The following is a 25,118-nucleotide window of genomic DNA, read 5'->3' as shown; positions in this document are numbered from 1 at the left end:
GAAGCCGCCTGCTACAGCTGGCGGAGGAGTCACCCTGCTACTCCTGTTCACTGGTCAGGTCGGGCAGTCGTTGCGGTGCCAGCAGGTCTGCCGGTGAGTCGCGGACGCGGACCAGGTGGGCCCGGCCGCGGTGGACGAGCACTTCGGCGGGGAAGCCGTGGCTGAGGAACAGTCCGGGCGACGCGGTCGGCCCGTAGGCGCCCGACCGCAGCACGCCGAGCAGGTCACCCGGGCGCAGCGGCGGCAGCGGCGCGTCCTTGGCCACGGTGTCGTTCGGCGTGCACAGCGGTCCGGTGACCTGCCACGGCTCGTGGTCGGTCGCCTCGCGGTTGAACACCTCGATCGGGAAGTTGCGCTTGACGAACGAGCCGATTCCGACCGCGGCCATGTGGTGGTGCGTGCCGCCGTCGGTGATCGCGAACCGCTTGCCCATCGACTCCTTCACATACCGCACCCGCATCAGGTAGGTGCCCGCGCGGGCGGTCAGGAACCGGCCCGACTCCATGATCAGCCGGGTGTCCGGGTGCGCCGCGGCGAACCGCTCCAGCAGCGGGTTGAGCAGCTTGGCGAGCGCGGCCAGTTCGAGGTCGTGCTCCCCGGCGAAATAGGCGACGCCGAGCCCGCCGCCGATGTCGACCGCGGCCAGCCCGATCCCGGTGTGCTCGGCGACCCGCTCGGCAAGGTCGAGCACGGAGCGGGTGTTCTCGGCGATGACGGCGGCATCGAGGATGCGGGTGCCCTGGTAGACCTGGATTCCGGCCAACTCGATGTGCGGGTGGCGGGAATCCAGGTCGGTCGCCGTGAGCACCTGGGCCTCGTCGATGCCGAACTGGCGCGGCTTGCCGCCCATGGCCAGCCGGGCGCCCGCCACCGCGCTCGCCGGGTTGACCCGCAGCAGGACCCGCGCCCGGACGCCCCGGTCGGCGCAGATCGCGTCGATCCGCGCCAACTCGGCGAACGACTCGCACACGATGGCGTCGACCCCGGTGTCCACGCACGCGCACAGCTCGGCCTCGCTCTTGCCCGGGCCCAGGAAGATGATCTCGTCGGCCGGGACGCCCGCGGCGAGCGCGGTGTACAGCTCGGCGAGCGAGGACACCTCGGCCCGGGCGCCGCCCCCGCGCAGCAGCGCCACCACCGCGATGTTCGGGTTCGCCTTGAGCGAGTAGCAGACCTCCAGCGCCGGGTGCAGCACCGACCGCAGCTCGGTGATCGCGTCCACCAGCGCGTCGCCGTCGTAGACGTACAGCGGGGTGCCGAACTCCTCGGCCAGCTCGGCGAACCGGTCCCGGCTCAGCACGGCGGCCACCCCACCATGGCCTGCAGCCGGTCCTGCGCCCGCTGCCGCAGCAGCCCAGCCGACTCGTCGTCGCCCGCGATGGCGATGGCGTAGATCCGGCCGGGGAAGTCCTGGCCGCCCTCCGGCGCGGCGGCGTTGAGCGTCGCGAAGCCGTTGACCAGCAGCCCCGAGTCGCCCGAGCCGTCGAACAGCAGGTCGCCGAGCGCGTCGGCCACCTCGGCGAAGGTGAACGTGCGGCTCGGCCGCAGCGCCAGGGTCGCGGCCACCGCGTGCCTGCCGGGTCCGATGTACCGCTCGGCCAGTCGGCTCGCGTAGCTGGACATGTTGAGCCGCGCGTTGATCTCCAGGCAGGGGTACAGAGTGCCGTCCGGGCCGAGAATCGCGTCGACGCCGACCATGCCGAAGTACCCGTCGGCGAACAGCACCCGGCCGATGAGGTCCGCGGCCCGGTGCAGCTCGTCGGTGACGGCGGCGGACAGGTCGACCGGGAACCGATGTCCTTTGTGGACACCTCGGTCGACCACGGCCGCCTTGACCGTCGCGAACCGGACCTCGCCGGTGCGCGAGAGCAGGAACTGGTAGTTGAGGTCGGTGCCGCGCTCGATCCAGGTCTCGACCACGACATCGACTCTGGCGTCCTGGCCCCGGCGCGCCAGCATCCGCAGCAGCGACTCGGCCCGCCGCCTGCCGTCCAGCACGATCATGCCGCGGCCGGAGACCCCGAGCGACTCCTTGACCACGACCCGGTCGCCGCCGGGCAGGTATGTCGCCAGCGCGCGGGCGAGATCGTCGACGGTCTCGCACACCGTCCCGGGTATCGCGCGCAGCCCGACGGCGTCGACCAGCCCGCGGCTGTATATCTTGCCGTTGACCGACTTGCAGACCCGCGCGGACGGCCCGGCGAGCGGCAGTCCGGTGCGGACGGCCAACTCCTGCTCGGCGACGCCGATGCCCAGCGGCATCAGGTGGGTGCGCCCGTCGACGAGCGCACCGAGGGTGGCGAGCAGTCGCGGCGCGGCCAGCGCGTCCTCGGTCACCGAGCGGACCGGGTCGTTGCGGTCCACGACCACGACCTCGCCCGCGGCGCAGCCGAGGCCGCGCAGGTAGTCGGCGTAGCCGGGGTCGAGCGGCGCCTTGAGCACGACGATGTCACCGGGGTCGGCGAGCAGGACGCCCATCTCCTCCATCCGGTTCACCGTCGAGGTCGCGAACGCGATCCGGGCGCCGGGCAGTGCCGGTTCGCCCCGCGCCCAACTCCGCTCCACCTCGAAGTTGTTGAGATAGACGAACCGGGCCCGCCGGTCGCCGACCACGGCCTGCTTCAGCCGTGCCCCGAAGGCGGACTCGCCGAGGTCACACATGACCGGCTGCGCAGTCATCAGCCGACCTCCTGTCCGAGACGGAGTACCAGCGCGGCGAAGGTCGCGCCGAGTCCGGCCGAGACCAGGACGACGATGTCGCCCGGTCCGACCCGACCCGTGGCGCGGGCGTCGGCCAGATTGATGAACGGGTCGGCGCCGAAGCAGTGTCCGAGCGCGGGAAGAGTGTCGAGATAGACCTTGGCCAAGGAAATCCCCAGGCAATCGGCCACCTGCTGCCAGGACACCCGATTGACGTTGTGCGGCATTATCGCGGCGAATTCGCCCAGCCCCACACCGGCGCGGCTCAACGCGTCCGTGAGTACCGTCGCGAGCGTGTCGACGTAGCATCGACGGTATTCCTGGAGTTCGTCGGCGGAGCAGTCGCTGCCCCGGTAGAACCGGCCCAGCGTGCGAATGCCGGTGGCCAGCACTTCGTCGCCGCCCGCGCCCGCGTTGACCAGGTACGCCGCCGCGGCCTCGCCCATGATCGAGGTGTCCGGGATGAGCCGCAGCGCGGGCGAGGCGATCTTCTCCCCCGCGGTGACCAGCACCCGACTCCCCCGCGGTTCACCGGCGAGCAGGTATCGGGCCAGCCGCACCGCGTAGATGCTCGCGACGCAGTTCTGGTGGGACACGGCGAATGCGGTCGCGTCGACCAGGCCGAGCGCGGCGGCGACCTGGCCGAGTGCCCGCTTGCCGGGCAGCGCGTGGTGCACGGTCTGGGTGTGGACCATGGCGCGGACAGTCGCCGGATCGGTGCCGCCGAGCGCGGCCCGCGCGGCGGGCACGAGCATCTGGACCAGGTCGAGGTCCGGTGCCACCGCGATCTTCTCCAGCCCGAGGAACCGGGCGAACAGGCGAACCTTGGACTCGGTCAGCCCGAGTTCACCGCGCAGGTCGCTCACCGATGCCCGCGTCGGCGGCACGAACGCGCCGATCCGCTCCAGATAAAGCACGGCCACACCTTTCCTCGCGGATCACGGCAACTTCGCGGAGCACGGCGAATCGCAGGCGGCATGGTGCCGCCGTGGTCACCAGGCAGCACCATGCCGTCCGGTCACGATCAGACGGGCTGGTTGGCGTCACCCTTGCGCACGAGAATCACCTCCCGTCGATATCGACAATGCGTGGTGAACCGGCGGCGCTACGCTGCCCCGCGCCGCTCCGGTTGCGATCAGACCTGCGCGTTGGCGTCACCCCGCATCAGAATCACCTCCCGTCGTCCCGTCGGTGTCCGGCCTATTTTTCGCACCACGGCGCGGCGCAACATCGGCGAAACCACCTAATCTCGAACCACCTACACCGATCGCGCGAAGGGGCGAAATTAGGTGGAAGCACGGATGCTGGCCGAGTCCGATCCGGCGCACCCTTTGACCGACACCCGGGAGTGAGCGGAGAAACCCATGAGCAGCCCGACGGCACCGCCCGCGCTAACCGACGTCGAAAAGAATCAGGATTCCGGGATTGTCGACCGGGTGATCCAGTCCTATCGCCCGGACGGCCCGTTCATGGTGCTCCGCGCGAAGGAGTTGGCGGCGATCTATCGGGCGTATCAACTGGACCCGCGGACGCCCGATCCCGCCGTCTTCGCCGTGGAGTCCCTCGCGCACGTGCTGCAGGACGGCATCACGGCGATGTTCGACAGGTTGAACCTGACCAGCGAGAGCGTGGTCCTGAGCGTCGGCGAGGGAAACGGGGCGCCGTCGCGGCTGCTGGCCAAACTCGTCGGCTGCCGGATCGTCGGCGTGGACATCAGTCCGCTGCAGATCGCCAACGCGCGCGAAGTGGCTCCCCTGCACGGAGTGGACCACCTGGTGGAGTACCACCAGCAGAACGCGAGCGCGCTGGATCTCGGCGACCGCCGATTCGACGCCGCGTATTTCAACGAGACGATGTGCCACTGGGCGGACAAGCCCTCCGCCCTGCGCCGCACCCGGGAACACCTCAAGCCGAAAGCCCTGCTGGCCTTCAACGACTGGACGAGCGGCCACCGCGGCACCCTCAACGAGGCGTACCACGCCGTGCCCAGCTTCCGGGAGCTGTACCAGCCCGATATCTGGCGCCAGATATCGATCGAGGAGACGACCCGACTCCTCGAAGGGGCCGGATTCACCGTGCTCGCCGCCGAAGACCTGACCGATTACACCGATCGCGCGCTCAAGCAGCGGCTAAAGGAACTCGAATTGCTTCCCCAGCGCAACGAGCCGACCCGGCGCGGAGTCGAATACTACCGGGCCATGATCGCCACCCACGGCGATTACCTGCGCTACGGCCGGTTCATCGCGCAGGCGCCTTAGCCGCCGGGGATGAGGCGCCGGGGGCCGACCAGGGCGGCGACGCCGGTCAGCAGGTAGCCGACCGCCGGGCCGTAGGCGCCCAGGCTCACCCCCGCGCCGTCCGCCAGGTCCATCACCGCGGAGAGGTGGAGGCCACCGAACGCGAGCAGGATCAGGGCCGCGACCCGGCGGAACATGGTGACCGCGGTCTTCAGGACGAAGATCATCAGCACCGCCACGGCCACGGCGGCGACGGCCACGACCAGTTCGGTGGTGTCGAAGCCCTTGTCCACGCCGAAGGCACCGGTGAGCGGGCCGAGGCCGTAGCGCAGGACGAGGTAGCCGAGGCCGAGGAACATCAGGCCCGCCCACACCACCTTCATCGCCACCGACTCCAGCACCGCCGCGAACGACAGCAGGATGCCCAGGATGACCAGCGGATAGCTGCCGATCAGCACGTACCAGTCGCCGAAGCTGGTCGCGCCGCCGTCGGAGAGGCGGCGCCAGAGACCGATCAGGGACTCGGTGTCCCCGCCGGTCGCGGTCAGCCACGGCAGCACCGTCAGGCTGGCGACCTGGACCAGGGCACCGAGGATGGCCAGCAGCAGGCCCAGTCCCGGGAGCCGCAGGCCCGACGCCGAGTCGCGCTCCCGGGCAGGAGCCGACTGCCGGGCGGGCGGCTGGGCCGGGGACTGCGCGCGGGGCGCGGGCTGCCGGGCCTGCTCGCGGTAGCCGGGCGGTGGCGCGTAGCGCGGCGCGGACTCGTAGGGCGACTGGGGCTGGTGGCGCGGCGGGCCGCCGCGCGGATCGGGATAGCCGCCCATCGGGTTTCGCTGGTCGCCCTGGTCCCACTGGTCGGCGGGCCGCCGAGGCCCTCGTGGCGGGACGTCGCGACGGTACGGAGGTTCCGACATGCGCGCACGGTACCGCCATCGACCGGGCGTCGGGACCCCTCGCGGGTGTCCACAGGCGATCGACCGGCGCTACATCGTGGTCCGAATAGCGGCAGACGGACGGGCCCACCGTATTTCGCCGCCGCCACAACAATTGACCGGTAACGCATAGCGCCGCGACCCACTAGGCCGTTCGGTCGCACTCCGGTCGGGCATTGCGCGCAAACGCCGCCGGATTTGCTCCTTGACAGGAAACGCAAGTGCTCAATACCGTCTGAGCGCGCGGCGTCGACCTAGTCCGCCGCGTGTCCGCACTCCCTTTTTCGGTCCAGGAGAATGATGATGAGCCAAGAATCCGCGCGCGTCGACACCGTCGAGCCCGCCGCCCCGGCGGCGCCGGAGCCGGATTCCGGCATCGAGGAGTTCGACCTCGACGACATCGAGGTCATCGAGAGCAAGGTCTTCGGCTGATTTGTTCACCTGGGAATGGGCGGCGCAGCTCGCGCTGTTCGCCGCCGTGGCGACCATGACGCCGGGGCCGAACGCCCTGCTGCTGCTCAGCGTCGCCGCGCGGTTCGGCCTGCGCTTGGCGCTGCCCGCGGCGGTCGGGGTGTGCATCGGTATCCCGACCGTCATCGTGGTCGTGGCGGCCGGGTTGGGCCAGGTGTTCGAGGCGGCGTCGTGGCTGCGGGTCGCGATGCACGTGCTCGCCACGCTCTACATCGGCTGGCTGGGTTGGCAGATCCTGCGGATGGGCGTGCCGCAGGAGGGCGGGCCGGACACCAAGCCGGTGTCGCTGTGGCAGGCGGCGGCGCTGCAGTTCGTGAACCCGAAGGTGTGGACGATGGCCGTCGGCGCCGTCGGCGCCTACAGCTTCGACGGCAGCCCGCTGACCAGCGCACTGCTTGTCGGCGCGGTGTTCGCCGTGGTCTGCGTGCCCGCGATAAGCATGTGGACGCTGTTCGGCTCGGCGGTGCGGCACTGGCTGACCTCGCCGACCCGGTTCACCGTGTTCAAGATCGGCATGGGCACGGCGCTGGTGGCGTCGATCGCCCTCACCTGGGTCACGTGAGTGACGAGGAGGCAGGCAGCATGGACCGACCGGACCCGATCGGTGTCGGTATCCAGTACAACCCCGAGATCCTCGACTGGTTCCCGTTCGAGTCGCTGGCGGTGGACCTCTTCGAGGTCCTGCTCGACCCGTTCATGGGGCCGCTGGACAGTCCGTACGTCTTCCTCCCGGGCGCCTTCGAGAAGCTGATGGCGCTCAAGGAGCGGACCCCGCTGCTGGCGCACTCCAACTACGGCTGCGACTTCGGCTTCGGCGACCTCGACCGCACCCCCGCGGTGCGCCGCCACGTGCCGATGACCCGGGCGATCGGCAGCCCCTGGGTGGCCGACCACAGCTTCTACGGCGACGAGTCCTGGCTCGACATCTGGAGCAGCCCGGTGCAGTTCTCCCGGCCGGAGGTCCAGCGGATCGCCGAGCGGGCCGCGCGGCTGCAGGAGCTGTACGGCGTGCCGCTGGCGCACGAGAACGCCAGCTACTACCTGCGCACTCCCGGCTCGACCATGCGGGAGGCGGAGTTCATGGCCGAACTGGTCGCCGCGTCCGGCACGTTCCTGCACCTCGACCTGCACAACATCTACGCGAACTCCCTTAACCTCAAGGGTTTCTCGACCCAGGAGTACCTGGACACGATCCCGCTGGACCGGGTCATCGCCGTGCACCTGGCGGGCGGGAGCTGGCACGACGGGCTCTACCACGACTGGCACGACAGCCCGGTGCCCGAGCCGGTGTGGGAGATGCTCGACTGGCTGCTGGAGCGGGCCCGGCCGGGCGCGGTGATCCTGGAGTACCAGGGCCGCTGCCACCACGAGGGCACCCGGCTGCTCGGCGGCGACGACGAGTCGATGATCGTGGCCGACCTGGCCAGGGCCAAGGCGGCCTGGACGCGGGCGATGGCGCCGCACGGGGTGGCCGGATGACCGCCGGCACGGAGCTGGACGCGAACGCCGTCTGGCACGTGTGGCGGCGGGTGCTGCGCGAGCAGCGATTACAGGAGGCCATGTTCGCCGGGACGCTGCGGGCGCGGGCAGGCGAGTTCGGCTTGGCGGACGGCGACCTCGCGATCGCCGAGGAGTACGCCCGCACGGCGGCGGGCACCCGGTTTTTCATCGCGAACTACCGGTTCCGCATGGTCAGCTCGTTCGTCAACGCCCTGGAGACCGCCGCGCCGCTGACCCACCGGCTGCTGCGCGCGCACACCGTCGACATCGAGGCGCTGGCCGCGGCGTTCCTCGACTCCGTGCGGTGGCTGGACTTCGGGCCGTACGTGTTCACCTACGGCGGCCGCGTGCTGGACTACCTGGTCGGACGGCCGGAGTTCACCGCGCTGACCGGGCTCACCGAGCTGGCGGCCATCGAGCGGGCCGGGGTGCGGATCACCGTCGAGGCGGCCGAGCAGCCGGTCGACCTGACCCCGGCCACCGGCGCCTACCGGTCGATCGACCTGGTCACCTCGGTCGACACAGCGCTCGACGTGGCGCCGTGGCTGCGCGAGGGCGCGTCGCTCGGCCGGACCGAGCCCGCCGCCGCGCCGCGCACGTTCCTGGTCTACCTCCGGCCGCCGGACCTGCGGCGGCGGATCGTCGCGGTGCCGCCCGCCGCGGTGGAGCTGGTGGCCGAGCTGCGAACGCCCCGCACGGCCGAGGAGATCTCCGCGACCCGGGATCGTGGCGCGCTGCTGGCCTCGCTCGTGCGGCTCGGCGTGGTGCTGGCCCCGGCGGGGAGTGGGTGAATGCTCGTTCCCTGGCTGTGGCTGCGGTCGACGGGGTTCCCCTGGCACTGGCTCGACGAGCAGGCGCGGCCCGAACTGCTCGACCCCGCCCACCCCGCGTACGACGATCCCGAGGCGTTCGCGGCCGCCGCACTCGCCGCGCGCCGCGCGCTGGTCGCCCGGCTCGCCGAGCCCGAGGTCGCCGAGGCGCTGCTGCTGTCCAATGTGGACGCGGTGGACCGGGTGGCCGCACTGCTCGGGTCCGACCTCGCCGCGCCCAACGTCCGGCTCCGGCAACGGGTGCGGCTGGGATGGGCTTACCTGCAACGGTTCTGCGCCAAGAACGAGACGGTCAGCTTCTTCGGCCCGCTCGCCTGGGGCACGATCGACCAGGAGGCCGCCGAATCGGTGTCCCTGACGCCGATCGACCCGGCCGCGGGCAGGCTGGCGCGGCGGTCGGTGCGGGTCGAGCACTGGGCGCTGCGCGGACTCTGCGCGGCGATCGGCCCAGCCGAGCCGGTCGCGCCGAGTCTGCACCCGGCGTGCGACCTCGACGGCGACCACCTGCGGGTGCCACTGGGCAAGCGGGTGACGCTGTCCGCGGACACGGCGTCGGTGCTGCGCGCGATCGAGGCCGGGACGGCGACGACCGTGCCCACCAGGCTCGTGGAGTCCGGCGTCGTGCGGCGGGTGCTCGCGGTGCCGCCGGAATGCGCGGCAGGCCCACTGGCCATCGAGGCCGCCGTCGGGCGCGCGCTGCCGGTGACGACCAGGGTCGAGGAACTGCGGGCGCGGTTCGAACACGAGACCGGCCTGACCGAGCGGCGCGCGCTGCTGGCCGAGCTGCGGTCGGTGCTGGCGTCGGCGACGGTGGACACCGCGCGCGACAAGGGAACCGCGTACGCGGGCAGGCTGCCGGTCTACGAGGACTGCCAGCGCAACCTGCGGTTTCGGGTCGGCGGCGCGCTCGCTTCCGTGCTGGCGCGGCGGATACCGCCGTTGCTGAGCCTGTACCGGCTGGTCGCCGAGTGTGTCGCGAGCCAACTCAACGCGCACTACGCGAGCGTGGTGGCCGAGGACTTCCCGGTCTTCCTGCACGCGGCGCGCACGACCGAGACGATCACCAGGGTCCGGCGCGAGATCGACGCCGCGGTGCGGGCGACACTCGTGGCCGCGTGGGCCGGTTTCGGTTGGGACACCGAGGAAGTCGAGTTCGACGACAGTCACCTCAGCGTGGTCGCCGACCGGCTGCGCGCGCGTTTCCCGGACCACGCCCGGTTCGGCGACGTGCTGGGCGTCGGGGTGATGTCGCCGGACGTGCTGATCGCGGGCCGCGACCCGGCCACCCTCGACACGGTCGTGCTCGGCGAGATTCACCCGTGCGTGCTGGGGGCCATGCAGTCGGTCGCGCTGCCGTTCCTCGACGACGCCGCCGAGGCGCTGGCGTTCGCGGACAAGCTCGTCTGCGGCGGCCGGGTGGTGCTGGCCACGACCGACGCCGCCTACCAGCGCTCCCAGTTGAGCTGGCCGGTCACCGACACGCTGCACGAGGTCGTCGTGCCGGGGGCCACCAGCCGGTGCCCGCCGGAGCGGACCATCCCGGCGGGCCGGGGCCGGGTGCGGACCGTCGACGGGATCGTGCGGTTCACCGACCGGGCCACCGGCCGGACCGAGGACATGGTGACCGTGCTGTCGTCGGACCTGCAACAGGTCATGTTCGGCCTGGCGGGCGCGGTGCTCGGCGGCGAGACCACAGCCCGGCTGCGCTACCACGGCGTCGTCGCGCGGCGGCGGGCGTGGGCGGCGGACCCGACCAGGATCCCGGACGCCCCGCGGCCTGCCGAGGAGTTCGCCCACTACACCGCGTTGCGCGCCTGGGCGCGGGCGACCGGCCTGCCGAGGCGGGTGTTCTTCCGCGCCGACACCGAGGTCAAGCCGCTCTACCTGGACTGGGCCAACCCGATCGCGGTGGACACCTTCGCCAAGATCGCCCGGACGGCGACCCGGCTGCGGTTCTCCGAGCTGACCCCCAGCCCGGACGAGCTGTGGCTCACCGACGACCTCGGCGCGCACACCGCCGAACTGCGGATGTCCTACCTGGTCCCGCCGCGAGCCTGAGCAGGAGGCGACAGTGACAGCGGAGACAGAGACCGTGCGCGGCCGGTTCCCGGCACGCCTGGTGGTCGAGCCCACGGACGGCCGCTTCGCCGTGACCGACCCGCGCACCCGGTCGCGGTGGGTGCTCGGCAAGGCGGAACTCGACGTCGCCCGCCGCTTCGACGGCACCGGCACCTACGCCCGCCTCGCCGACGCGCTGCGCCGCGACGGCCTGCCGATCGGCCCGCCCGCGAAGCTGCGCGCGTTCGAGCAGAAGCTGCTGGGCCTGGGAATCCTGGAGAGCACGGCGCCGCGCCGCAGACTCGCCCGCGCGGCCATGGCCGCCACCCGGCTCGACTTCGCCGCCGCCGACCCGACCCGCGCCCTGGACCGCGTCCTGCACGCCGTGCCCTGGCTGGTCCGCCGCCCGGGGGTGCTGGCGATCACAGCCGTGACCACGGCGGTCCTCATGCTGCTGACCACCCGGTTCGACGAGTTCGTCGCCGCCGTCCCGGCCGGGCTGCGCGGCTGGAACCTGCTGTGGCTCTACCTGGTCACCGCGGCGTCGACGGTGTTCCACGAGGGCGGCCACGCGCTCGCCTGCCGCGCCTACGGCGTCGCCGTGCGGGAGGTCGGCGTCGGTCTGCGGTCGCTGGTGGTGTTCGCCTGGACGGAGCCGGACCAGTCCCGGTGGGCGGCGCTACCGCTCGGCCCCCGGCTGGTCACGGTCGCGGCGGGCCCGCTGGGCAGCCTGGCCTACGCCGCGATCGGCGCCGCCTGCTGGCTCGGGCCGCTCCCCGACCCGCTGCGGACGCTGGGGCTGATCATGGTCCTGTCCGGCACGGTGTGCGTGATCCCCACCATGCTCCCCTTCTTCGACGGCGACACCTACCTGCTGCTGACCGGGCTCCCCGGCTGCGCGAATCTCCGCAGCCGCTCGTTCGCCCACCTGCTCGGTCGGGGCGCCGCGGGCGATCCGCTGTCCGTCAGGCTCGGCTGCCGGGTCTTCGCGGTGCTCACCATCCTGGCGCACGTCGCGATCGCGGGCCTGGCGCTGTGGCTGGTGTGGTTCGCGGTCTGGGCGCCCTGATGGACTACTACGCCAGGAGCCACTGGGACACCGTCCACGACCGCCCCGCGGCGCCGGGGCACGCCGCCCGCGCCGTGCTCGACTCGGCGCTGGGCCTGGTGCCGCGGACTCCGGGGTCGGTCGTCCTCGACATCGCCTGCGGTGAAAGCCTTTTCCTGCAAGCGCTCCCGCACGACACGCTCCGCGTCGGGGCCGACCTGTGCGCGGTGCCCCTGCGACGGGTCCGAGCCAGGACCGACCCCCTGGCGGGCTGGGTCCAGGCGGACGCGGGCAGGCTGCCGCTGCGAACCGCGACGGCCGACGCGGTGGTCCTGCTGTCGACCTGGTGGGCGTTCCCCGACCTCGACCGCACCGCCGCCGAGGTCGCCCGAGTCCTGCGCCCCGGGGGCGTCCTGCTGGTGCACACCTGGGCCGAGGCCCCCACCTGCAGGCTGATCACCCTCGGCGCGGGAACCATCGCGCACGTCCGCGACACGCTGATCCGCCCGCCCGGCATCCGTGGCCCGTTCGCCACCACCGAGGCCGAGCTGGCCGCGACCCTCGCCGGAGCGGGATTCCCCGCCCCCGCCTGGCACCGGTTCACCCACCAGCACACAGCCTCGACACCTGCCGAGTACTGGCCGGAGTTCGCGCCGTTGGCGCCCACCGCGCACGCCGCCTACCGCGACGCTCCACCAGCCGACCGCGACACCATCGACCGCCTACTCGCACGTCTGCTGATTCGGCAGGACGGCGCACCCCTTGGCCTCACCTGGCGCATGGCCGTCACCACCAGGTGACCTGGTCCGGTCGTGACCACTAGCCTCGTGTGCCGTGACCGTCCACCACCTCTCGCGGGCCGATGCGCGCCGTATCGCCGTGCGCGCGCAGCTCCTGGACAGCTCGCGCCCGGCGGAACTGGTCGATGTGGTGCGCCACCTGACTCTCCTGCAGATCGACCCGACCGCCGCCATCGCGCCGAACGCGGACCTCGTGGCGTGGAGCCGTCTCGGGTCGTCGTATGCGCCTGCGGAGTTGACCGCGGCGCTGGCGGACCGGACGCTGCTTGAGTTCCGCGCGATGATCCGGCCCAGTGCGGATCTCGCGTTGTACCGCGCCGAGATGACCGAGTGGCCCGGAAGCGGCGAGCTGCTCTCCTGGCAGGAATACCGCCGCGACTGGGTGCACGCCAACGACGCGTGCAGGCTGGACATCCTCGACCGGCTCGGTTCGTCGGGACCGCTGCCGTCGCGCGATCTGCCCGACACGTGCACGGTGCCGTGGAAATCCACCGGCTGGACCAACAATCGCAACGTCACCCAACTGCTGGAGTTCCTGGTGCTGCGCGGCGAGGTCGCCGTAGCGGGCCGCGCGGGCCGCGACCGACTCTGGGACCTCGCGACGCGGGTCTACCCCGGTGATCCGGTGCCCCCGGCCGACCAGGCCCTGCGGACCCGCAACGAGCGACGGCTGCGCGCGCTGGGCATCGCCCGGGCCCGGGGGCCGGAATGCCCGGTCGAACCGGTGGACGTGGGCGAGGCCGGTGAGCCCGCCGTGGTCGAGGGCGTCACAGGCACCTGGCGAGTCGATCCGTCCCAGTTGGACCAACCGTTCTCCGGCCGCGCCGCACTGCTGTCCCCGTTCGACCGGCTCATCCACGACCGCAAGCGCACCGTCGACCTCTTCGAATTCGACTACCAACTGGAGATGTACAAACCCGCCGCCAAACGTCGCTGGGGATACTTCGCCCTACCACTGCTGCACGGCGACCGGTTGGTGGGCAAACTCGACGCCACCGCCGACCGCAAAGCGGGGGTGCTGCTGATCCACGCGATCCACCAGGACGTCCCGTTCACCAAGACCATGACCGCGGCGATCGATCACGAGATCAAGGATCTCGCCCACTGGCTCGAACTGCGAGCGCGGTAGCCGCGCCCCGGCCGTCCATCCGCCGTCAGCGGTCACATTCGGACCGGGTGCCGCGATCTGACAGGTATGGTCGAGATACCGGGTGAACTCTCCGCGGCGATGTCCCTGCCGGAGTTTCTCCGCACGACCGAGATCGGCAGGCTGTCGGTGGCGGACCGGCAGTTGATCGTCGCGCAGGCTTTGCTTGTGTTGGAGCAGAATTACGGGCTGCTGCCGTTCAAGGTCGCGCGGTACGGGATCAATCCGGTCCAGCGGCTGCGCCTGATGCAAGCCCGGCTCGGCCGATCGGACAAGCCGGTCCTGGAGTGGCAGTTCCACGCCGAACTGGTCGACATCTTCAACTCCCTGCGGGACCTGCACACCCGCTACACGCTGCCGCGGCCGTTTAACGGGGCCGCCGCCGTGCTGCCGTTCCTGCTCAAGGAGTTCACCGAGGACGGGCGGCGGCGCTACCTCGTCGGGCGGCGGCGGGCCGACGCGGGCGAGATCGGGCATGAGACGTTCCGGTTCGGGGTCGAGGTGACGCAGTGGAACGGCGTGCCCATCGCGCGGGCGATCGACCGCTTCGCCGATCGGTTCCCCGGCGCCAACCCGGAGTCCCGGCACGCCCGCGCGGTCGAGCGGTTCACGGTGCGCTCACTCGCGTTCGGGCCGCCGCCGGACGAGGACTGGATCGCGGTGAACTACGTCGACCTCACCGGCATGGCCCGGCAGATCCGGCTGGAGTGGGATGTCCGATCGCTCGTTCCGGCCGCGTCCGACACGGCGCGGGCGATGGCGACCGACGTCGCGTTCGGGATCGACATCGAGGGCGCGTGCCTCGCCCGGCTGCGCACCGTGCTGTTCGCCCCGGAGGTCATCGAGGCCGAGCGGACCGGGGAACCGGTCGACCGGGGCGCGGAAGACGTGGCCGTCGCGCCTGGCTGGTCGACGGTGTTCGAGGCGCGCGAGGTGACCGCCGGCGGCAAGACGTTCGGCCACCTGCGAATCCGCACCTTCTCCACCACCGACGTCATCGGGTTCGTCCGCGAGTTCGTCCGGCTGCTCACCCGGCTGCCGCAGGACGGGCTGGTCCTCGACATCCGGGGCAACCTCGGCGGCGCGATCGCGGCGTCGGAGCTGTGTCTGCAGGCGCTCACCCCGCGACGGATCGAGCCCGAGCCCGCGCAGTTCGCGGCCACGCTGCTCAACCTGCGGATCTGCCGTGCGAACGACAGCATGGCGGGCTGGCTGCCCTCGATGGAGCAGGCGATGGAATCCGGCGCCCAGCACTCGGCCGCCATCCCGTTCACCCCGACCGAGCTGCTCGCCGAAGTCCCCCAGTCGTTCTTCGGACCGGTGGTGCTGGTGACCGACGCCCGCTGCTACTCCGCCGCGGACATCTTCGCCGCCGGGTTCCAGGACAACGGGCTGGGGCTGGTGCTCGGCATCGACGGCAACACCGGGGCGGGCGGCGGAAACATCTGGTCGATGTCGAACCTGCTCGCCTCGCTGCCCTCGGCGGGCGAGTTCCCGTTCCGCCCGCTGCCCGACGGCGCCGACCTGTCCGTGGTGATCCGCCGACTGCTGCGCGTCGGGCCGAACGCGGGCACCCCGCTTGAGGACTACGGCGTGGTCCCCGACGAACACCACGTGGTGACCCGCGACGACATCCTCGACGCCGACGCCGCGCTGATGGCCGCCGCCGCCGCGCTGCTCGACCAGGGCAAGCCGCGCCGGTTCGACGTCGAACTGGCCGAGGCGGGCGGCGAGCTGACCGCGACGTTCGGCGTGCTCGGCGTCGACCGGGCCGACATCGTCGCCGACGGCAGGCCGCGGCTGACCGCCGACCTTGGCGGGAACCCGGGGCCGATCCCCGTACCCGGCGCGGGCACGCCGGACGTGGTCCAGGTCTACGGCTACGACGAGACCCTGCTGGTCGCGGTGCGGACTTTCCTGCGCCAGGGCGACATTTTGACCCCGCGGACCAACTTCGACGGCTGACCGGCGCCGTCCTCAGATCGAGTGTCTGCGCCGCTTGAGCCACGCTCGCGCCCGCGTTCTCCGGGCTTCCACCGGCTCGTGCAGGTGAATCCCGGTCTCCGGTTCGGCGTAGTAGAACTTGTCGACGAAGAAGTAGGGGTGGCTGCCTCGGTACTCGATCAGGAAACCGGGCCTGCCATCGATCATCGGCGGATCGATGTGGTGGCCGCCGAGGCTCTGCCCGGCGAGGATATGCGTCTTGGCCCAGGCGATCACGGTCAGCCCGAGCTCGTCTTCGAACTCCAGCATGTCGCAGCCCCGGATCGCGGCCACCACGTCCGCCTCCTCGTCGGCGGACAGCAGGGTCAGCAGCGCGACCAGCGGAGTCCGGGGAAGCACCGGCCACTTGTTCTTCCAGCCCGGGCTGATCACCAGTTTGCGCATCGCGATCTTGGCCCTTGTCATGGCCGCCAGCGAGCCGAGTTGCGCCTTGAGGCATTCCTCCTTGGCTTCGAGCAGCGCCAGGTTTGTCGGTGACTCCTGCGCGAGAACCAGGTCGAGCAGCGCCTCCGCGTCGGTTTCGGCGTCGGCCGCCCTGCCGTACTCGGTGATCGTGGCGACCACCTTGGGATAGCGGCGCAGCACCCGCAGGAATTGCTGGATCGCGGACTCCAGCAGGGCGTACACCTGCTCCTGCAAGGGATTGTTCCAGTGGTCCGCGGCGCGCACGGCGGCCTCGGCGAGGAACCAGGTCGGCATCGGGACGCCGTCCGACAGGGGAAACTCGGGCTCGGCGGGCCACGGGTTGTCCGCGGTCCCGTGAGCCGCGGGCGCGGGGCGCCGGTCCGGGGCGAACGGCAGCAGCAGCCAGTCCATCGGGACGCCCAGGGTGCCCTGCCGGTCGGAGCCCGCTACCCCGATCCCACTGGCCGCCGGGTCCTTCACGATGAGATGGTTCGGCAGGGTGATCACCAGCTCGTACGAGTCGCCGAGAACCATGGCGCTCAGGGCGCCACCGGCCTGGCAGGCGGCCACGATCTCGGGCACGAGCAGGTCGAACGCCTCGATCCGGTCGATCCAGCCGAGCAGGTCGGAACCCTCGGTCGGGGTGGTGACGATCTCCAGCGTGAACGACTCGTATCCGTTGCCCACCAGGCCCTGCGACATGTCCTTGGTGATCGCCAGCAGCGGAACACCGTTCTTCACGACCTTGCCGACCATGCGGTGCGGCGGGTCCTTCAGCACGACGCGCACACCGCTCAACTCCTGCTCGGTGCCCAGCGACGCCGAGGTGAACGCGGTGTCGAACAGCGCGATCACCGGATCGGCGACCGGGCCCGCCGCGGTGCCGTCAGCGGGCAGCGCGAGTTCGGCCTCGACCTGTGCCTCGATCGCCGCCTCGACTTCGGGATCGATCTCGGCCGGTGGTGCGGGGACCTCGACCTGCTGTGGCGCAACGGGAGGCGCGGGGCGCCTCGTCAGGTTGGGGGCGGAACTGGACCTGCCCAGCGGACGTGGCTGGGCACCATCGGGACCGAGGCTCATGCGGCAAACTTAGGGGCAGGCACCGTCGTCCAGACAGGGCCGTTAGCCCATTCTCCTGTCTGTCCACTATGGACGAATCAGCCCGGGGCGGAAGTGTGTCCCACACACCGGAACAGTGCCGTCGGTCACGTGGGCGGCCGACGAGGCGATGGCCTCGGCCAGGTCGGCGGGTCCCGCGATGCCCACCGGGCGCCCCGCGACGAGGACCGTGTCGATGTTGCCGGGATGCGCGGCGGTCACGACGGCTCCGACCGGATCGGCCAGGCCGCCGAGCAGGTTGAGGTCGGTCGTGCGCAGCAGCACGAGGTCGGCCTGCTTGCCCACCCGCAGCGAGCCGACCTGGTCCGCCAGGCCCAGCGCCGCCGCACCGTCCACTGTGGCCAGTCGCAGCACGTCCGCCGCGGTCGGCCGCGGGCCGTCGCCGAATCGGCCGGTCAACAGGGTGGCCCGCATCAGCGAGAACATGTCGCCCGCGACCGTGGTGACGACGTCGACACCGAGACCGGTCGTGATGCCGTGCCCGCGCAGTCTGCCGACCATCGGCGCACCGTGGCCCATCGTCGCCTCCACGGCGGGCGCGATCGACACGGCGGCACCCGCCTCGGCGATCAGGGCCAGTTCGCCGTCCGGCAGGGAGTTGCCGTGCACGAACGTGATGTTCGCGTCGAGCAGGCCGCTGCCGCGCAGTTCCCCGATCGGCCGGGTGGCGACCGGGCCGCTGCCGATGTGCACGTACATCCGCAGACCGAGCGCCGTGGCCACGGCCCAGTCCCGCCGCACCGCGGCCATCGGCGAGTAGGAAGGACCCGATGGCGCGAGCGCCATCGTCACGAGGCCGGCCGAACCCGCGAAGTGCTCTCGAAACACGCGGCGGATCTCGTACTGGTCGGGCCCTGGACCGAACACCGGCGCACCGTAGGCGAAGACGGCGCGGATGCCGGACGCGCGCAGGGCCGAGACCGCCGCGTCGGCATGCCCCGCCGAGTACTGGACGTGCGAGAAGTCCTGGAGCGTGGTGATCCCCGAGGCAAGCGCCTCCAGCGCGCCCACCAGCGTGCCGGTGTAGACATCGGACGGCCGGTAGCGCGGGGCGATCCGGCCGAGCACCAGGTCGAGGTACTCCCCCAGGTCCGCGTCGGCGGCGATACCGCGCAGCGCGGTCTGCCAGGTGTGCCGGTGGGTGTCGACGAATCCGGGCAGGACGATCCGGTCGGTCGCATCGAGGACGGTCGCGCCCGCGGCGGGCAGGTCCGGCCCCACCGCGGCGATTCGGCCGTCCACCACCAGGATGTCGTGCCCTGGTCGGACGACCGGCTCGGGTTCGGTGTCGATGAGCAGGCCGTTGCGGATCACCAGTCGTTGCATCCAGAGTCCCCTCAAGAGAAAGCTTTTCAAAAAGCTATCACGAGTCGAATACGCTGACCGGGTGCGAGACCGGGTTGACGAACTGATCGCGTCCTGGCGGGCGGAGTTGCCCGAGGTGCTCGGGCCGACGACGGAGCTGACCAAGCGGGTGTTGGTGCTCGCGGAGGACCTGAACGCGGCCACCCGCCGCGAGCTGACCCGGTTCGACCTCACCCTGGCCGAGTTCGGCGTCCTGGTCGGCCTGCGCCGGGCAGGCGCCCCTTACCGGCTCAAGCCGAACGAGCTCAGCCAGTCGCTGCTGCTGTCCAGCGGCGGCACGAGCAACATCGTGAACCGGCTGGTCGCCCGCGGCCTGGTACGCCGCGAGAGCGCCCCGGACGATGGCCGCAGCACGCTGATCACGCTCACCGACAACGGCAGGGACCTGTCCGAGGCCGCGGTCCTGGCGAACTCCGTCGCGCACGACGAGGTCTTTGCCGCGCTGGCGCCCGAGACGGTGCGGTCGGCCACCGAGGCGCTGCGGGAGGTGTTCGCGACCCTCGACAAACCCTCGCGGCCCGGGCGAGTGGACAGCGGCCGGGCCCAGTCGAGATGAGTGCTCAGGTGTGGGGTTTGAGCTGCCGGAGGGTGTAGCCGTCGCCCGCCGGGTCCAGGGGCCTGGTGGCCTGCTTGAAAAGGTACTCGGCCCGTTCGTAGGACAGCCTGCGGCGCCCCGTGTCCGGGGACAGGTCGGCCGCCGCGGGCACCCGGGACGGCCCGGGCCTGCGATGGGTGAGGAACAAGGGCCCCTGGGTCCGGCCCGCGACCAGGTCGGGCAGCAGCCGGGCGGTTTCCGAACGCCAGTTGACCCACGTATCACCTGCGCGGGCGCGGCGGTCGTCCAGGTCGAGATCCTCGACGTTCAGGGACAGGACGGCCGTCACGGTGGCCGCCGACTCGTGCAGGAGCCGCCAGAAGGTTCGTTCGCGCAGGGGGTGGCCGTGGAGAGCTTCGAGCTGTGCCGAGCCGATGCTTTCCCGGTGGGGGCGGGTTTCGGGACGCCGGTCGAGGTCTGCCGCGAGGTGGTCCAGGCGGGCCCACGCGCCGAATGACCGGACCGTGGCGCGGTGCCGGTTCCACGTCTTGGCCGCCGCCGCATTCCAGGCCATCGCGAACACCCCTGCCACCTGGCCCGCGGTCAGGGCGGCAGGCGGCGTCCGATCGCCCAGGGTCAGGCACAGGCGCCGCAGGGTCTGCCGGTAGGAGCGGATCGTCGCGGCGTCCAGATCGTCGCGGGCCAGGAAGTCCGCGACGGCCTGCCCGAGCTCGCGTCTCAGGCGTCCCGCTTGCCTGCGGCGACCAGCGCGCCGATCAGCAGCACCGCGGCGAATCCGGCGAAGTAGGCCAGCGCGGCCCACGGGCCGAGTGTGACGTCGGACAGCGGCGGGCCGAACTCGACCGGGCGCAGGCTCGGGTCCGGGTTCCCGGTCACGAACTGGTGCGCCATGTTGAACGGCATCCACTTGTGGATCTTCGGGCCGATGTTCGGGATCAGCACGACCAGGCCCTCGACGAGCTGGGTGTAGATCAGCAGCAGCGAGATCGCACCCGCCGAGTGCCGCACGAGCACGCCGACCGCGACCGCGATGACCGCGGCGATGGCGAACACCAGGCCGATGCCCGCGACCGTGCGCCATTCGTACGCGGTGGCGATGGTCAGGTCGGCCTGCGGCTTCATCAGCTTGGCGATCCCCCACGACCCGAAGGCGGCGATCTCGCCGATCACCCCCGCGAGCACGGCCACGACCGCGGTCTTGGCGAGCAGCGCGGCCGTCCGGTTGGGGATCGCCTGGAAGGTGGCCTTGATGGTGGAGAACCGGTACTCGGTGGTGATCGCCAGCGCGGCCATCACCATCACCACCACGAGGCCGAAGCCGTACCCGAACTGGGTCGAGGCCAGGTCCAGCGGCGCCTGTCCGTCGGCGGTGCCCGCCATCAGCGCGGCGAATCCGACCGTGACCACCAGCGCGACCACGGTGCACCACCACGGCGAGCGGGTGGTGAACAACTTGATGCGTTCGACTGCGAGCAGAGTCATGGCGTCACTTTCCAGCGGGCACGAGGTCGGCCGGAGCCAAACCGTCGGCGATCTCGGTGTGGTATTCGACGGCGTCTCCGGTGAGCTGCATGAACGCCTCTTCCAGCGAACCGCGCTGCGGGCTCAGCTCGTGCAGCACGGTGCCGGTCCGCGCGGCCAGCTCCCCGATCTCGGCACAGTCCATCCCGGACACGACAAGGCTGTCCCGTTCGTCCTGAATGGACGCTCCGGCGCGGCCGAGCGCGTCGCGCAGGCCCGCCAGTCGCGGGCCGCGGACGCGCACGGTGTTCTCGGTGGCCTGCTTGATGAAGTCCTCGGTGCTGCTCTGTGAGATGAGCTTGCCGCGGCCGATGACCACGAGTTCCTGCGCGGTCAGCGCCATCTCGGACAGCAGGTGGCTGGAGACCAGCACCGTGCGGCCTTCCTCGGCCAGGCGGTGCATGAACTTGCGAATCCAGAGGATGCCCTCGGGGTCGAGGCCGTTGACCGGCTCGTCGAACAGCAGCACCCGCGGGTCGCCGAGCAGCGCGGCGGCGATCCCGAGCCGCTGCGACATGCCCAGCGAGAACCCGCCCGCGCGCTTGCCCGCGACACTGGTCAGGCCGACCATGTCGAGCACCTCGTCGACCCGCTTGGTCGGGATCTTGTTGGACTTCGCCATCCACAGCAGGTGGGCGCGGGCCGAGCGGTTCGGGTGCACCCACTTGGCGTCCAACAGCGCACCGACGGTGCGCAGCGGGTGGTGCAGATCCTGGTAGTGCTTTCCGTCGATCAGCGCCGATCCCCCGGTCGGCGTGTCCAGTCCCAGGATCATCCGCATGGTCGTGGACTTCCCCGCGCCGTTCGGGCCGAGGAAACCGGTGACCCGTCCGGTTGGGACAGTGAACGACAGATTGTCGACGGCAAGCGTCTTCCCGTACCGCTTGCTGAGGCTGACTGCCTCGATCATGGACTCTCCTCGTGCTCTTGGTGCCCGTGCGTACCCGGCGAAACCCCCAGCCGGGTCGACTTCCACAAGCAGCCTCCTCCACCCGTCGGGTGGCCGGAATCCGTGACCCCCCTGAGATGACCCTGAACCGGACCACAAGCCCAGTAAGGGTGACCGAGATCCCAAGCGGACGGTCCGATCGCCGACCGGCCGGAAACCAGCCCCGAAGTTCAGGACCGCCGGGCCTGCGCCGGAGAAGTGATCATCTTCCGCTCGGCCCGACCCCGCACCCAGGCGAGCACCGAACCCGCGACCGCGACAAGCACGCCCGCCACCGCCGCGACCATGGGCAGCGACGTCGGGATTCCGATGTGGACGGTGATGCCGAGAATGCGCGACAGACCCCACGGCAGCAGGGCCATCTGGTCGTTCCAGATCGTGAGGGCGCGCTCCAGGCCGAGGACGCTGACGACCCCGCCGAGAACCACGAGCGGCATCCCGAGCGCGACCAGGACCCGGCCGACCGCGCGGCGCCGAAGCAGGCCGTAGCGGTCGCGCAGGACCATCCCCGCCACGACGAACACCCACAGGAAGGCCGCGAACGCCACCGTGATGTAGAACGCCCGCACGCCCGGTTCGGTCCAGAAATCGAGCCAGTACAAGCCCGGCCCGCGCGTCGCCAGCGCGAGCAGCAGCACCACCGTGCGGACCAGGATCGCCCCGCCGACGGCCGCCCACAGCCAGAACGGGTCGGCCGAGCGGACCAGCAGCCGCAGAGTTCCCGCGAAGATCACCCAGGCACCCAGGACGAGCGCGAGGTGCGCTGGCGCGGCGAACCAGGTGAAGATCGACCGGCTCAAAACCAGCGCCGACGCCGGGACCGCCCAGACGAGCACGCGGTCGACGGCTGTCGGGGTGACGTCGAGCGTGCCGATCCGCCATGGCCGCGTCGCGCCGACCCACAGTGCCCGCAGCGCGGCGGCGCCGGGCAGCGTGCCGCCGCGCAGCAGCCGCTGGCCACGGGCACTGCCGAGGGCGAACGCGGCGAGCAGCGCGACCAGGAGCGCTCGGGCGAGCCAGGCCATCGTCTGGTCCCGGTCGGCGCGGGCGAGGCCGATGTCGGCGGCGGTGAAGTTGTACGCGGGCAGGTCGATGTCGCCGCCGTGGCGTTGGACATGCCGGTCGCGGGCCGCCTCGTACCGGGTGCGGGCCACCGCCGAGGCGTCGTCCGCGCTCGCCGAGCCGGTGTCGAGCCACTCGGCGTGCCGCAGGACCATGGTCCGGTACGCGCCGAGCGTCTCGAACAGGCTGACCTCGAAATCCAGGGCGGCCACGAAGTTCGCGCGCAGCGCCGGGTCGCGCCAGGTGGCCGGGTCGGTGTCCCCGATCAGCGCCCGCATCCGCCGCGCGACGGCGACCGCCTCGTCCCCCTCGGTGATCGCCGCGCCGATCTGGTTCTTACTCACCGTGTAGACGGCACCGAGCGCGGCACTGTCCCCGGTGATGATGTCCCACTCGAAGATCCACAGCATCGGCGGCGGCTCCAGGCCGAGCGCCTTCACCGACCGGTTCGCGTACGGGCCGATGTAGAGGCCCTTGGTGATCGCCTCGCGGGACAGCGCCATCGTCCGCGCGATCGCGTCCACCGTGGCCGGGTCGTAGGAGAACGTCTGCCGCGCCCAGTCGGCCGTGGCCTGGGCCGCATCCAGGTCGGGGTTCCACGCCAGCCGGGCCGTCGTGTAGGTGTTGAGGTCGGCGAGCTGCCAGAAACCGGCGCGCAGGTGCAGCGTCCTCGGCCCGGCGCGCAGCGGCCCGCCCTCCTGGGTCCAGTTCCAGACGCCCTCGATGTGCGGGTTGGCGGCGAGGAACGTCCGCAGCGCCTGGCCGTGCAGGCCGCCGAGGTCGTTCGGCAGCGCCCCGAAGCCCTCGAACTCCCGGCGCGCCTGGAACTCGACTATGCGCCGCTGGTCGCCGACCGCCAGCGTCGTGTTGAACGGCAGGTAGCTGTAGAAGTCGCCGAGCGTGTACTTGGTCGACACGATCAGGTGCGGGTCGTCGAGGCCGCCGAGCACCTGCCGGTAGGACTCGGGGTTGGTGTGCAGGTCGCCGACCGCGCCGACGCCGACGCTCCAGGTGCGGAAGATGATGTCCTTGCCCGCGCCGCCCGCGACCTCCAGGAACGCGGTCAGCATGGCCCGCACGGACGCCGCGGAGGTCACGGCGATCTCGGAGGAGAAGTCCTGCCCGGGCATCTTGTAGACGTCGCCGCCCTCGCCGATACGGATCATGAGACCGGCGACGTAGGGCAGCTTGGTGAAGAACTCGGACAGCCCGGCCTGGTAGACGCGCCAGAACCGGGGTTCCTCGACCCTGAGGCCGCCGACCGTGCGCTCCAGGTACTGCCGCAGCGGCGGCGACGTGGCCAGCATGTCGGTGGAGAAGTAGACCCGCATGCCCATGTCGTGCGCGTACTGCCAGACCGGTCCGAACCGCGTCAGCATCGCCTCGGCGCGGGCGCGGTGCGGGTCTCCGGCCGGGTAGACCTCGTCACCGAAGGTGACGTACTCCAGGAAGCCGGGGACGGTGATGCCGTTGTAGCCCTCGGCGAGCGAATGGTCGACGAACTGCCGGAAGTGCCGCGAGATCTCCTCGACCGCGCCTGCGTCCACATACGGCGCGTCCGGCAGGATCGCGCCGCGAAGCGCGGACGAGTTGAGCGAATAGTCGGTGCCCGCGGCGAATGTCGCCGGGTCGGCGCTGATCCCGACCGCCCCCATGTCGGTCAACCGCAACCCGAGCCGCGGCGCCTGCACGCGGTCCACATCGCCGGGCGGCAGCACCTCGGTGCCCGACCGCACCCGGTCGGCGACGGTGTAGAGGCCCGCCGCCGCTCCCCCGGGCGTCGCCGCCCGCAGGACGAGGTCGGCGCCGTCGCGGCCGAGCCGGAACGCCTCCGCGGAGTCCGAGAACGCGGACACCAGGCTCACCCGCAGCACCGGCCCCCGCCGCACGGCCGGTTCCTGACCCACCGCGGGCCGCGGCGCCCCCCGGCCTGCCACCGCGGCGGCCACCGCGGCGGCGGCGAGAGTGATCCGCTTGTCCGCGGGCACGATGATGTCGGTGACAGCGGGAACCGCCGCAACAGTCGCCGCCTGCGCCGCCGTGAGTTGTTCTCCCGGCACGTCCGCGGGCCGGAAGCTCACCCCCAGCGCGGCACCCACCCCCCAGGCGACCGTCGCGCCGAGTCCCAACAGGGCGATCGCGACGCTGATCAGGGCCCACGGCCGCCGTCGGTCCGCGGGCGGCTCAAGATCGCTCGGCACGCGGGCATCCTAGCGGGCACCTAGCAAAGGGATCCTCTCCGCGCCTCGGATGACACGGGTTTCCGCTCGCTCCACGGGGCCTGCCAGGGCTAGGCCGTGTCTCAAAGTCGTAGCCACTCGTTGATCGTGGCGATGTGGACCGTGGCCTCGTAGCGGACGGCGAGTTTGTCGTACCTGGTGGCGACGGCACGGTTGCGTTTGAGCCGGTTGATC

Annotated in this window: 21 protein-coding genes; 11 read left to right on the top strand and 10 right to left on the bottom strand. The window is 71.5% G+C overall.

Annotated features, from left to right (window positions below):
* Nucleotides 1–37 precede the first annotated feature (37 nt).
* The 3 genes from ACT4N7_RS08505 to ACT4N7_RS08495 are packed head-to-tail and all read right to left on the bottom strand — an operon-like array spanning nt 38 to nt 3,617.
* Nucleotides 38–1,300, bottom strand: coding sequence for a diaminopimelate decarboxylase (locus ACT4N7_RS08505; protein WP_444828063.1), 1,263 nt, complete (start codon nt 1,298–1,300; stop codon nt 38–40).
* On the bottom strand, nt 1,294–2,679 hold the full coding sequence (locus ACT4N7_RS08500; protein ID WP_444828062.1) for an ATP-grasp domain-containing protein: 1,386 nt from the start codon (nt 2,677–2,679) through the stop codon (nt 1,294–1,296). The genes ACT4N7_RS08505 and ACT4N7_RS08500 overlap by 7 nt, the downstream gene beginning before the upstream one ends.
* Complete coding sequence (locus tag ACT4N7_RS08495) at nt 2,679–3,617, bottom strand: 3-oxoacyl-[acyl-carrier-protein] synthase III C-terminal domain-containing protein (RefSeq protein ID WP_444828061.1); 939 nt, start codon at nt 3,615–3,617, stop codon at nt 2,679–2,681. The genes ACT4N7_RS08500 and ACT4N7_RS08495 overlap by 1 nt, the downstream gene beginning before the upstream one ends.
* A 447-nt stretch (nt 3,618–4,064) precedes the next feature.
* Here ACT4N7_RS08495 and ACT4N7_RS08490 point away from each other — a divergent pair, with 447 nt between their 5' ends.
* On the top strand, nt 4,065–4,958 hold the full coding sequence (locus ACT4N7_RS08490; RefSeq protein ID WP_444828060.1) for a class I SAM-dependent methyltransferase: 894 nt from the start codon (nt 4,065–4,067) through the stop codon (nt 4,956–4,958).
* Here ACT4N7_RS08490 and ACT4N7_RS08485 read toward each other — a convergent pair.
* Nucleotides 4,955–5,851 (bottom strand): hypothetical protein, encoded by an 897-nt coding sequence (locus ACT4N7_RS08485; protein ID WP_444828059.1) that lies wholly within the window; start codon nt 5,849–5,851, stop codon nt 4,955–4,957. The two genes, ACT4N7_RS08490 and ACT4N7_RS08485, sit on opposite strands and share 4 nt — an antisense overlap.
* A 321-nt stretch (nt 5,852–6,172) precedes the next feature.
* Between ACT4N7_RS08485 and tglA the strand changes: the two genes are divergently transcribed.
* The 9 genes from tglA to ACT4N7_RS08440 all read left to right on the top strand — a co-directional run bounded on the left by tglA (nt 6,173) and on the right by ACT4N7_RS08440 (nt 15,688).
* Nucleotides 6,173–6,301: a 3-thiaglutamate biosynthesis pearlin carrier peptide TglA gene (gene tglA, locus ACT4N7_RS08480; protein WP_444828058.1), complete on the top strand. Its 129-nt coding sequence runs from the start codon at nt 6,173–6,175 to the stop codon at nt 6,299–6,301.
* Between the two features lies 1 nt (nt 6,302).
* On the top strand, nt 6,303–6,902 hold the full coding sequence (locus ACT4N7_RS08475) for a LysE family translocator (protein ID WP_444828057.1): 600 nt from the start codon (nt 6,303–6,305) through the stop codon (nt 6,900–6,902).
* Entirely contained in the window at nt 6,899–7,819 is a 921-nt protein-coding gene (locus ACT4N7_RS08470) for a DUF692 domain-containing protein (protein ID WP_444828056.1), read from the top strand. The genes ACT4N7_RS08475 and ACT4N7_RS08470 overlap by 4 nt, the downstream gene beginning before the upstream one ends.
* Nucleotides 7,816–8,631, top strand: a complete 816-nt coding sequence (locus ACT4N7_RS08465; protein ID WP_444828055.1) for a hypothetical protein — start codon at nt 7,816–7,818, stop codon at nt 8,629–8,631. Before ACT4N7_RS08470 ends, ACT4N7_RS08465 begins: the two co-directional genes overlap by 4 nt.
* Nucleotides 8,632–10,728: a hypothetical protein gene (locus ACT4N7_RS08460; protein WP_444828054.1), complete on the top strand. Its 2,097-nt coding sequence runs from the start codon at nt 8,632–8,634 to the stop codon at nt 10,726–10,728.
* 13 nt (nt 10,729–10,741) lie between these two features.
* Nucleotides 10,742–11,797 carry a hypothetical protein gene (locus tag ACT4N7_RS08455; RefSeq protein ID WP_444828053.1) on the top strand — a complete coding sequence of 352 codons (1,056 nt, stop codon included), beginning with the start codon at nt 10,742–10,744 and terminating at the stop codon, nt 11,795–11,797.
* Nucleotides 11,773–12,576 carry a class I SAM-dependent methyltransferase gene (locus ACT4N7_RS08450; protein ID WP_444828052.1) on the top strand — a complete coding sequence of 268 codons (804 nt, stop codon included), beginning with the start codon at nt 11,773–11,775 and terminating at the stop codon, nt 12,574–12,576. The genes ACT4N7_RS08455 and ACT4N7_RS08450 overlap by 25 nt, the downstream gene beginning before the upstream one ends.
* Nucleotides 12,577–12,610: 34 nt before the next feature.
* Nucleotides 12,611–13,705, top strand: a complete 1,095-nt coding sequence (locus tag ACT4N7_RS08445; protein ID WP_444828051.1) for a DNA glycosylase AlkZ-like family protein — start codon at nt 12,611–12,613, stop codon at nt 13,703–13,705.
* A gap of 66 nt (nt 13,706–13,771) precedes the next feature.
* On the top strand, nt 13,772–15,688 hold the full coding sequence (locus tag ACT4N7_RS08440; protein WP_444828050.1) for a S41 family peptidase: 1,917 nt from the start codon (nt 13,772–13,774) through the stop codon (nt 15,686–15,688).
* Between the two features lie 12 nt (nt 15,689–15,700).
* Here ACT4N7_RS08440 and ACT4N7_RS08435 read toward each other — a convergent pair whose 3' ends face one another.
* Together ACT4N7_RS08435 and ACT4N7_RS08430 are read right to left on the bottom strand one after the other, a co-directional pair.
* Nucleotides 15,701–17,212, bottom strand: coding sequence for a hypothetical protein (locus ACT4N7_RS08435; protein WP_444828049.1), 1,512 nt, complete (start codon nt 17,210–17,212; stop codon nt 15,701–15,703).
* 66 nt (nt 17,213–17,278) lie between these two features.
* Nucleotides 17,279–18,577, bottom strand: coding sequence for an amidohydrolase family protein (locus ACT4N7_RS08430; protein ID WP_444828048.1), 1,299 nt, complete (start codon nt 18,575–18,577; stop codon nt 17,279–17,281).
* Nucleotides 18,578–18,638: 61 nt separating this feature from the next.
* On the opposite strand from ACT4N7_RS08430, the gene ACT4N7_RS08425 reads away from it, so the two are divergent.
* A complete protein-coding gene (locus ACT4N7_RS08425; protein ID WP_444828047.1) occupies nt 18,639–19,172 on the top strand; it encodes a MarR family winged helix-turn-helix transcriptional regulator in 534 nt (177 codons plus the stop codon).
* Nucleotides 19,173–19,176: 4 nt separating this feature from the next.
* On the opposite strand, the gene ACT4N7_RS08420 is transcribed toward ACT4N7_RS08425, so the two are convergent.
* From ACT4N7_RS08420 to ACT4N7_RS08405, 4 genes are all read right to left on the bottom strand, one after another.
* Complete coding sequence (locus tag ACT4N7_RS08420; RefSeq protein WP_444828046.1) at nt 19,177–19,974, bottom strand: site-specific integrase; 798 nt, start codon at nt 19,972–19,974, stop codon at nt 19,177–19,179.
* Nucleotides 19,890–20,654 carry an ABC transporter permease gene (locus ACT4N7_RS08415; RefSeq protein WP_444828045.1) on the bottom strand — a complete coding sequence of 255 codons (765 nt, stop codon included), beginning with the start codon at nt 20,652–20,654 and terminating at the stop codon, nt 19,890–19,892. Before ACT4N7_RS08415 ends, ACT4N7_RS08420 begins: the two co-directional genes overlap by 85 nt.
* 4 nt (nt 20,655–20,658) lie before the next feature.
* Entirely contained in the window at nt 20,659–21,603 is a 945-nt protein-coding gene (locus ACT4N7_RS08410) for an ABC transporter ATP-binding protein (protein ID WP_444828044.1), read from the bottom strand.
* A 209-nt stretch (nt 21,604–21,812) separates the two neighbouring features.
* Nucleotides 21,813–24,905 (bottom strand): hypothetical protein, encoded by a 3,093-nt coding sequence (locus ACT4N7_RS08405; protein ID WP_444828043.1) that lies wholly within the window; start codon nt 24,903–24,905, stop codon nt 21,813–21,815.
* Nucleotides 24,906–25,118 lie beyond the last annotated feature (213 nt).

The organism is Actinokineospora sp. (assembly GCF_052390155.1).
GTDB lineage: Bacteria > Actinomycetota > Actinomycetes > Mycobacteriales > Pseudonocardiaceae > Actinokineospora.
This window is presented reverse-complemented; position numbering and strand designations above follow the sequence as displayed.

Bases quoted from the DNA above. Each gene is read 5' to 3' on its own strand.
- ACT4N7_RS08500 (WP_444828062.1), bottom strand. From the start codon at position 2,679: ATGACTGCGCAGCCGGTCATGTGTGACCTCGGCGAGTCCGCCTTCGGG.
- ACT4N7_RS08490 (WP_444828060.1), top strand. From the start codon at position 4,065: ATGAGCAGCCCGACGGCACCGCCCGCGCTAACCGACGTCGAAAAGAAT.
- ACT4N7_RS08485 (WP_444828059.1), bottom strand. From the start codon at position 5,851: ATGTCGGAACCTCCGTACCGTCGCGACGTCCCGCCACGAGGGCCTCGG.
- tglA (WP_444828058.1), top strand. From the start codon at position 6,173: ATGAGCCAAGAATCCGCGCGCGTCGACACCGTCGAGCCCGCCGCCCCG.
- ACT4N7_RS08465 (WP_444828055.1), top strand. From the start codon at position 7,816: ATGACCGCCGGCACGGAGCTGGACGCGAACGCCGTCTGGCACGTGTGG.
- ACT4N7_RS08460 (WP_444828054.1), top strand. From the start codon at position 8,632: ATGCTCGTTCCCTGGCTGTGGCTGCGGTCGACGGGGTTCCCCTGGCAC.
- ACT4N7_RS08440 (WP_444828050.1), top strand. From the start codon at position 13,772: ATGGTCGAGATACCGGGTGAACTCTCCGCGGCGATGTCCCTGCCGGAG.
- ACT4N7_RS08435 (WP_444828049.1), bottom strand. From the start codon at position 17,212: ATGAGCCTCGGTCCCGATGGTGCCCAGCCACGTCCGCTGGGCAGGTCC.
- ACT4N7_RS08430 (WP_444828048.1), bottom strand. From the start codon at position 18,577: ATGCAACGACTGGTGATCCGCAACGGCCTGCTCATCGACACCGAACCC.
- ACT4N7_RS08415 (WP_444828045.1), bottom strand. From the start codon at position 20,654: ATGACTCTGCTCGCAGTCGAACGCATCAAGTTGTTCACCACCCGCTCG.
- ACT4N7_RS08410 (WP_444828044.1), bottom strand. From the start codon at position 21,603: ATGATCGAGGCAGTCAGCCTCAGCAAGCGGTACGGGAAGACGCTTGCC.